Here is a 2,400-nt window from a genome sequence, read left to right on the forward strand (position 1 = left end):
CGGCGTTCCCGCGCCCGCAGGGGCCCCGGCCGGCGCCCCTGCCATGTCGGTGCGCGAGGCGCAGGAGCGCCTGAACGCCCTGGGCTACAACGTGGGCACGCCCGATGGCGCTGCCGGCGCCCGCACGGCCACCGCGCTGCGCAACTTCCAAAAATCGAAGGGCCTGCCGATCACGGGCCGCGTGGACGCCGCCACGGCCGACGCGCTCTCGCGCTGAAGCCAAAAGCGCGAAGGGGACCGCAGGCCCGCGCCTGCCCGTCCCCTTTTGCGCGGCGCCGGGCCTGGCCCCGGCGCCGCCATGCCACCCCGGTCACTGCCCCCCGATGGGCGCCACCGTGTTCCACAGCGCGGTGCAGTGGGCCGCCGAATCGATGGACGATGCCGGGAGGCTGCTGGGGCTGCCCGCGGTGCTCCATTGCGAAAGCGAGGAGGACAGGCCGGCATAGGGCGTCCAGGCCGTCGGCAGCTGCGCGCCGCTGGCGGCCACCGGCGTCCATGGCGCCGGGCTGGCGGGGCTGTTCACGAAGCTCGCCCAGGCGGCGGCCATGGTCTGGGCCAGGGCCTGGTCGGCGGGCGGCGGCGGCTGGCTGCCCCGGGTGTACACCGCGTAGGCCGTTCCCAGGGTGTTGAACACATAGGGCAGTTCGTTGCCGTGGCAGACGTTGCCGTCCTGGCCCGGTGCGCAGGCCGCGACTTCCGTGGGCGGCTTGCCGGCGCTGTAGAGGTCGATCAGCGGCGGCTGGGCGAACAGGTAGCCGAAGGCCGGCAGCGCGGGGCTCGCCTGCGCGTTGCGGGCGGCCGCCCGGTTCGCCATGGCCAGGTTGCCGCAGCGGAACGCGAAGTCGTTGATCACGCCGGACAGCGTCGCCGCCGTGCCGTTCATGTAGCTCGGCGCGGGCCGGGTGGGCGCGCGGTACGGGAAGACCGGCTGGCCCTGCACCGTGGTGCTGTAGCCCAGGATCGTCTTGGCGTCGTCCGGCCAGACCTTCGGCACCAGCCCCTCGTTGAAGACCACGGGATTGAGCCCCACCCCCAGCTTCAGGAAGGCCAGGTTGGCGAAGACGGCGCCCTCGTCGCGGTTCACGCCGAAGACGAAGGGCTTGGGCGGCATCGAGGCCGTGGCGGACACCGCGTTGTAGCCGGCCAGGGGCTGGCCCACGATGACCTTGCCGTCCACGATGGGCGACCAGGGCAGGCCATCGTTGACCTGGGGCGACGCCTGGGCCAGAAGCCCCACCAGCGGGCGCGTGGCGGCCTCGCGTTCGGCGGCGGCGAGGGCCTTGGGGTTGCCGGCCTTGCCCCGGGTGCCAAACAGCTGGCCCGCCTGGGCCGCGACGATCTGCGTCGGCGTGGCCTTGAGCAGGATGGGCTTGCCCGCGAGGCACCCGCCCACCTGGGTGCACAGGGCATCGCGGAACAGGCTTCCTATGCCTTGCGCCTGCGCGGGCGTGCGGTACACCGAGCCCACCGGGTTGCTCTCCATGATGGCGGCCTGAAAGCGCGTGGCGCTGTCCGGTGCCGAGAACAGGTGCAGCCCCGCCGACATGGCCCCGGCGCTCTCGCCCGCGACCGTCACCCGGGTGGCATCGCCCCCGAAGGCGCCGATGTACTTCTGCACCCAGTCCAGTGCCGCCTGCTGGTCCAGGATGCCGAAATTGCCCCGCAGAGGCCCCCCGACGGTGGGGTTTTCCACCGCGTTGTCGAGGGCCAGGAAGCCCAGCGCCCCCAGGCGGTAGTTGATGGTGACGACCACCATGTCGCCCGCCGCCGCGAGGTACGAGCCGTCGTACAGGTTGCCCACCGTGGCGCCCTTGGCGCTGTCGTACAGCGGCAGGTAGCCGCTGCCCTCCACGAACGCGCCGCCGTGGATGAAGAACAGCACCGGCCGCTGGGGCTGCGCGCCGATGGCCGACTGCGGCGTGAAGACGTTCAGGTACAGGCAGTTCTCGCTCTGCGCGCTGGTGGGAAGGTTCGGCCGCGCGGCCTGCGGGCAGAACGGGCCGGCGGCCGTCTGCGCCACGTTGCTGCCGGCCGGGACCGTCGCCGCCGGGGGCTGGAACCGCGCGGCCGTCGCGTACTGGATGCCCAGGTAGGCGTTCACCGGCACCGGGGCCGATGCGCCCGCAGGGGTGAGGGGCGTCTGCAGCCCGCACAGCGTGGGCGCCGCGGGCGCGCCGGCGATGGTGACGGTGGTGCCGCTCGCGCAGGCCGGTGCCGTGGCGGCCGCGGCCATGTTCGGGGCGCCCAGGCACAGCAGGGCGGGGGCCGCCAGCGCCAGCAGGGCGCGTCGGGCGCAAGGGGGTCGTCGCATGGAAATCTCCCTCTCTTGTTCGATGGATCGGTGTGTCGCGCTCCCGGGCGGGGGGGCGGCTCCATTCTTGGAGAAAGCGCGGGCCCCCG

At 73.5% G+C, this 2,400-nt stretch carries 2 protein-coding genes; one reads left to right on the forward strand and one right to left on the reverse strand.

What is annotated here, in order from left to right:
- Positions 1–217, forward strand: a 217-nt coding sequence (locus AC27IO_RS22905; RefSeq protein ID WP_498740952.1) for a peptidoglycan-binding domain-containing protein, incomplete at its 5' end; no start/stop codon positions are given.
- 93 nt (positions 218–310) lie between these two features.
- On the opposite strand, the gene AC27IO_RS22910 is transcribed toward AC27IO_RS22905, so the two are convergent.
- Positions 311–2,311: a carboxylesterase family protein gene (locus AC27IO_RS22910; RefSeq protein ID WP_498740954.1), complete on the reverse strand. Its 2,001-nt coding sequence runs from the start codon at positions 2,309–2,311 to the stop codon at positions 311–313.
- Positions 2,312–2,400: the final 89 nt, after the last annotated feature.

Source organism: Acidovorax sp. KNOB132 (assembly GCF_057541515.1).

Coding starts and splice junctions, on each gene's coding strand:
- AC27IO_RS22910 (WP_498740954.1), bottom strand. CDS start 2,311: ATGCGACGACCCCCTTGCGCCCGACGCGCCCTGCTGGCGCTGGCGGCC.